Annotated in this window: 3 protein-coding genes; 2 read left to right on the forward strand and 1 reads right to left on the reverse strand. The window is 34.4% G+C overall.

Going from position 1 to position 2,606, the window contains the following annotated elements; translation table 11 throughout:
* Positions 1–100 precede the first annotated feature (100 nt).
* Positions 101–244: a hypothetical protein gene (locus tag AC3DU7_RS04675; protein WP_488038193.1), complete on the forward strand. Its 144-nt coding sequence runs from the start codon at positions 101–103 to the stop codon at positions 242–244.
* A 55-nt stretch (positions 245–299) separates the two neighbouring features.
* On the opposite strand, the gene AC3DU7_RS04680 is transcribed toward AC3DU7_RS04675, so the two are convergent.
* Complete coding sequence (locus AC3DU7_RS04680) at positions 300–1,127, reverse strand: SDR family oxidoreductase (protein WP_488038194.1); 828 nt, start codon at positions 1,125–1,127, stop codon at positions 300–302.
* Positions 1,128–1,353: 226 nt separating this feature from the next.
* On the opposite strand from AC3DU7_RS04680, the gene AC3DU7_RS04685 reads away from it, so the two are divergent.
* Positions 1,354–2,606, forward strand: a 1,253-nt coding sequence (locus tag AC3DU7_RS04685) for a pentapeptide repeat-containing protein (protein ID WP_488038195.1), incomplete at its 3' end; no start/stop codon positions are given.

A 2,606-nucleotide genomic window follows, 5' to 3' on the forward strand; every position in this document is an offset into this window, starting at 1 on the left:
TAATAGCGCGATAGAACTCCGTTCCGCTGACGCGACCAAAAAACTTCCTTCTTTATTTCCTCCTGACTCCTGATATCATGTCCGGTTAAATAATTAGACTTTGGTGGAAGAAAGGCAGAAGGCAGAAGGCAGGAGGCAGGAGCGGTGCGACCCCGCGCCGCCGCCAGCTCGCTTGCGGAACGCCGACCAAGAGAGGGAATGCGCACCAAGAGAGGCAGAAGGTTTTCTACCATTGTCACCTTAATTTTATACACGCTCCGATGCTACCGGACATGATATGACTCCTGACTCCTCCGTTATTAAAACACAATTTCCGGATGAACTAACTCAAAACTTTCATCCTTCAATTTTTTATTTGATACTCTGACATTAAAAGAGCGCATTGATGAAGCAGAAGCATCCCAATAAACTTTTTCTAAACCTTGATATTTATGTAAACTATCCAGTAATTCTCTACCTTTCATTGGTGCATCATTAACTAAGTTGTAAATACCCTGTAACTGTCTATCTCTAGCAAATTCTACAGCACCGACGATATCATCTAAGTGAATCCAGTTTGTGAAATAATCACCAGTACCAGGGCGAGTTTTACCTGCCCACCTACTAAAAATTTTTATTAGCTCTCTACCGGGACCGTAAATTCCCCCTAGACGCAGGACACACACTTGTTGTTGGGGAGTGGATGCAGATAATAACACCTGTTCAGTTTCATGGAGAATGTTTCCATTTTCACTAGTGGGGTTAGCGGGGATATTTTCATCTACCCATTCACCATTTGTGTCGCCATAAACTGAGTAACTACTTGTGTAAATTACTTGTTGAATATTAGGAGCTTTTTTCAGGGCAGTAACTAGGGTTTGGGCAGTTTCTAGATAAGTTTGTTTATATCCTATACCAGTGCGATCGCGATTTCCTATACTCAATAATACTACTTCTTGATTTTGTAGTATATTCTCGATCGCTTTAGGGTCATTTCCTTTCATTACTACTACTTTTTGCGCGACATTTTGCAGTTCTGAAACTTTTTCTGGGGTAGTAGTGGTTACAGTTAGTTGATGACTTTTTTGATTCCACAGGTGAGCAACGGCAGTACCTACATAACCACAACCTATAATTGCTATTTTCATTCTGTTATCCAATATATTACTTACTTTTGATACTATTGTTATCATACAATACGATTGATTTTTTTGATCGTAATAAAAGTCTTAATTATGATTTTCATTATTGATGTTTTTGATGTTATAATTATATCACTATTACTAATAGTTTCAAAGCAGTATTGACTATAAAAAATATTCATTAATAACTTAAAAAACATATAACTATAGTATGGAGGGTAAAAATAAAATTATGTTGATAAAACAGACTTTTCTTCGTTATCAAGATGAAAAATCAGATAAGGTTTATGAAGTAAAAATAGTTTACCATGGTTGGAACAAATACCAGGTTAATTTTTCTTATGGCAGAACTGGTTGTAAGCTTAAGAGTGACACCAAGACAAAAATCTCTGTTTCTTTAAAGGAGGCAGAAATAATATTTGATCGCCTAGTTAATTCTAAACAGAAAAAAGGGTATAATATTTCCGATTTTCAATCTATTTGCTACGAAGATTTATTGGAAATATCGTTGCCTGAAAGACAGAAAATTATCAATGAAATTAAGCAACAAGAAGTCAGTGATTTTTTAGAGGAGCTTAAAAAAGTAGGGTTTAATCTTAGAGAAGATTTGGCAGAACTTGACTTAAGTCATACTAATTTAAGTAATGCTGACTTAAAAGGTTGTAACCTTTATCAAACAAATTTAGTTGGTGCAGATTTAAGGGGTGCAAAACTTCAAGGTGTTATTTTAGAAAAAAGTAAAATTGATGAAACGACACAAATTGACCCTAAATGGCGATTGGTTTGGGAATTAGTTAATTTAGGAGGAGAAAATCGGGATTTAAAGGGAGTAGATCTTAGTGATATTGAGATTAATTTTATCGACTCCCATGATGATGATTCACGGGTTAATTTAACTGGTGCTAATCTTGAAGGTGCTAATTTTAGTAATTCTAGTTTATATCAATTTGATTTTACTAATGCTAATCTCAAAAATGCTAATTTAAGTGGTTCTGAACACGCTTTTTTAGCAGGTGCTTGTTTGTCAGGTGCAGATTTAAGTGATACTTGTTTTATTACGGGTTATTTTAATGATGCTGTATGTATTAATACTAATTTTAGTCGAGCTTCTTTTTGGCATGAGGATTCACATTTTAGAAATGCTAATTGTAGAGGGGCAAATTTTCAGGAAGCACATTTTACTTTAGGTGAAATGAATGGGGCAAATTTTAGCTGTGCAAATTTTTCAGGTGCAACAGGTTTAGATAATTTTTTTGTTAGTGCTATTATGGAGCAACTTACAGAAGAGGTAAATTTTCAAGGTGCTAATTTTACAAATACAGATTTATCAGGGGTAAATTTTAGTCAGATTAAGTTGATTAATTTAACTGGAGCAATATTTGACGGAGCAAATTTAAAAAATGCTAATCTCTCGGGTTTAAATTTAAGTAATACTTCTTTTAAAAAAGCGAATTTACAAGGAGCAAATTTAGAAAATTGTAATTT

Source organism: Okeania sp. (genome assembly GCF_983059655.1).